This window comes from Peptoniphilus indolicus ATCC 29427, from assembly GCF_000227315.1.
GTDB lineage: Bacteria > Bacillota > Clostridia > Tissierellales > Peptoniphilaceae > Peptoniphilus > Peptoniphilus indolicus.
This window is the reverse complement of record NZ_JH165061.1, coordinates 1133645-1137330: the sequence shown is the minus strand read 5'-3', so window position 1 is coordinate 1137330 and position 3686 is coordinate 1133645. Positions and strand designations below refer to the sequence as shown.

General features: G+C 34.6%; 2 protein-coding genes. Both read right to left on the bottom strand.

What is annotated here, in order from left to right; all coding sequences use genetic code 11:
• Window positions 1-80: 80 nt before the first annotated feature.
• Complete coding sequence (locus HMPREF9129_RS05095) at window positions 81-1322, bottom strand: FprA family A-type flavoprotein (RefSeq protein WP_004821053.1); 1242 nt, start codon at window positions 1320-1322, stop codon at window positions 81-83.
• Between the two features lie 59 nt (window positions 1323-1381).
• Window positions 1382-3316 (bottom strand): acyl-CoA dehydrogenase family protein, encoded by a 1935-nt coding sequence (locus tag HMPREF9129_RS10990; protein WP_004821052.1) that lies wholly within the window; start codon window positions 3314-3316, stop codon window positions 1382-1384.
• Window positions 3317-3686 lie beyond the last annotated feature (370 nt).

Genomic DNA, 3686 nt, shown 5'->3' with positions numbered 1-3686 from the left:
ATTTATTTTTATATGACGATATAAATAAAATCTATTAAAAATAGATATAAAAAGGACTACCTAAGTAGCCCCTTTATAATTTATTTGCTTAACTTTGCTTTTAGTTCTCTATTTTTAGCCATAGATTCTAAAATTGCTTCTGCAAGAGATTCCATATCATTCTTATTAGCAACACTTAGAGAAGTATTTACGGTAACTCTATCGCCTAATACGTCAACAAGCTTTAGGTTTTCATTTACATAGTCTTCCATCTTGTCTCCAACTGTACAAGCCCAAGTACCATTTTCAATTATACCAACCGTTCTGTTTTGAACGTTAAGAGCTTCCAAGTCGTGGATAAAGTCTTTCATCTTAGGATAAATTCCCAAGTTATAAGTTACTGAAGCTAATACAAGATGAGAATATTTGAAAGTATCTGAAATCAAATCAGCTACATCTGTTGTAGACACATCGTGAAGTATAACTTTTGTCATTCCTCTTCTGCAGAGTTCTGATGCTAATGCTTGTGCAGTATATTCTGTGTGTCCATACATTGATGCATAAGCTATCATAACACCTTCTTCTTCAGGTTCATATCTTGACCAAGTATCATATTTGCCAATGATATATCCTAAATCTTCTCTCCAAACCGGCCCATGTAGAGAACAGATATATTTAATTGGTAAATCTGCCGCTTTCTTTAAAACATCTTGTACGAATGGACCATATTTTCCTACGATATTGCTGTAGTATTTTCTCATATAATCTAAATAGTCTCTATCGAAATCCAATTCATCTGCAAAAAGTTTACCATCTAGTGCACCAAAAGTACCAAAAGCATCTGCTGAGAATAGAACTCCATCAGTTAAGTCAAGAGATATTAGGACTTCCGGCCAGTGAACCATAGGAGCTTCTACGAAAGCATTAGTGTGTTTACCAAAGCTTAGAGTATCTCCTTCTTTAACTATAATTTGTTCATGTTCATCTTGTTTTGTATAGCCAAGTTGATTCATGATTTCAAAACCTTGTTCGCTTGAAACAATCTTTACATTTGGATATCTGTAGCAAATTTCTTCAATTGTTCCTGCGTGATCCGGTTCCATGTGGTGTATTACTAAATAATCTAAATCTCTTCCATCAAGAGTGTATTCAATGTTTTTTACAAACTCTTGTGCGAATTGCCAATCTACTGTATCGAAAAGAGCTGTCTTTTCATCTAATAATAGGTATGAGTTGTATGAAACTCCTTCTGGTATTGGAAAAATATTTTCAAATAAACTTGTTTTGTGGTCATTGACTCCCACCCAATATAAATCTTCTGTTACGTTTCTAACAGTGTACATATTTGCCTCCTAAATTTATAACTACTATTCTATTTCCCTAATCTTACACAAACTTTAAACTATTGTCTATCTTTAGGGAATTCTTCTTTTACAAATTGTGATTTTTCCTTTTGACACTTAGGGCAAATCCAATCTTCCGGAAGTTTTTCAAATGTTGTTCCCGGATCTATTTCTCCTTCTGGATCTCCAACATTAGGGTCATATTCATATCCACAACCTTGGCATACATATACACCGTAATTAGGAGCTAATTTTCTTGGTTTTGATCTTCTAACTTTTTTAAATTCAGGTGCTGGAGCTTTTTCTTCTGTTCCAAGAGCTTCAATTAGAAGTGGCATGATTTCAAACATATCCCCTACGATACCATAGTCAGCATTTTTAAATATAGGAGCTCCTGAGTTCTTGTTTATAGCAACTATTGTCGCTGCGTCTTTAATACCTTTTAAGTGTTGAGATGCTCCTGAAACTCCAAGTGCTACATAAAGATTGCCTTTGAATTTTTGTCCTGACATACCAACGTATCTTTCAAGCGGTACTAATTTAAGGTTTTCAGCAACAGGTCTTGAACTACCTAGTGCAGCTCCAAAAGCTTTTGCAGTTTGTCTTGCAAGTTCCATGTTTTCTTCACTACCTATTCCCTTACCAACTGAAACTACTCTTTCAGCATCGGCAATAGGTGTGTTGATATCTATACCTACGGAAAAATCATATCCGTCTTTCTTTAAGTTTTTTATAAGTTCATCTACAGCTTCTTTTGCAGTATCAGCTTTAATTATTTGACGTTTTCTTTCTCCAGTGATAGGACCTTCTTTTTTGCCTGGAGCTGTAGCTGCTCCTTTAGATTTTTTAGGCATTTTACCTACTAAACTAGCTGCGATAACAACTCTTTGAATTTCGTTAGTTCCTTCGTAGATTGTAGTAATCTTAGCATCTCTGTAGAATCTCTCTACTTCCATACCCTTTAGGTAACCTGAACCTCCGTGGATTTGAAGAGCATCATTTACAACTTCAAGAGCTATATCAGAAGCATACATCTTTGCCATAGCTGATTCAGTTCCATAAGGAACATGTAAAGTCTTCATTTCTGCTGCAGAATAAATTAAGAATCTTGCTGCTCTTAATTTAGTAGCCATATCAGCTAATTTAAATCCTATGCTTTGTTGTTGTGCTATAGGTTTTCCAAATTGAATTCTTTCTTTTGCATATTTAAGAGCGTGTTCATACGCACCTTGAGCTATTCCTAAAGCTTGAGCCGCTATACCAATACGTCCACCATCAAGTGTTTGCATAGCGATTCTAAAGCCTTGACCTTCTTGACCAAGTAAGTTTTCTTTAGGAACTTTTACATTGTCAAATATAAGTTCAGCAGTTTTAGATGATCTTATACCAAGCTTGTCATATGGATCTCCAAAAGAGAACCCTTCCCAACCTTTTTCTACGATAAATGCTGAAATACCTTTTGTTCCGATTCCTGGAGTAGTTACAGCAAATACAACATATGTGTCCGCTTCTGGAGCGTTTGTTATAAATATTTTGTTACCATTTAATATATAGTGGTCTCCGTCAAGTTCTGCTACAGTTTGAGTTCCACCAGCGTCAGAACCTGCTTCAGGTTCAGTTAAACCAAAAGCCCCTATGCTCTTACCTTCAGCCAATGGTATTAAGTATTTTTTCTTTTGTTCTTCTGTACCAAATGCTTCAATTGGATATGAACCAAGTGATGTATGAGCTGATAAAATTACACCCACCCCACCATCAACTCTTGATAACTCTTCAACAGCGATAGCATATGATATAGCATCTAAACCTGCTCCACCATACTCTTTTGCATAAGGGATTCCCATCCATCCACGTTCTCCCATTGCCTTTACAACATCATGCGGAAACTCATTGTTTTGATCTAATTGAAATGCTATCGGTTTAACTTCTGCTTCTGCGAACTCTCTTATAGCCTTACGGAGTTCCTCATGTTCTTTTGTAGTGCTATACAACATCGTTGTACCTCCTCTTTCCTACTAATTTCAAGAGAAATCTAAATCTCTCTTACTACATAATTTAAATCTCATCAGTTTCAGCTATTGCTGATTATTTATAACATTATCCCCGGCATAACCTATAGTAAAACTCATTTATATTTACTATTTATATTTCTATCTTGCTTTTATACATTTAAGTATTGATAAAAACTTTTTCCTACAAATAAATTCCACGCAATAAACTATACCATAATAGTGTTGTATATGCTAGTCTATTACATTACTTTTTTTGTAAATGTACCGTATCAAATTGTCTATTCATTAATACCCAATTAACAAAAAATAACATAGTTTTTGAAAATATTTTCAAAAACTATGCTTTAAATTT

What these genes read in the sequence shown, in the direction of transcription:
- HMPREF9129_RS10990 (WP_004821052.1), bottom strand. Translation starts at nt 3,316, where the DNA reads ATGTTGTATAGCACTACAAAAGAACATGAGGAACTCCGTAAGGCTATA.
- HMPREF9129_RS05095 (WP_004821053.1), bottom strand. Translation starts at nt 1,322, where the DNA reads ATGTACACTGTTAGAAACGTAACAGAAGATTTATATTGGGTGGGAGTC.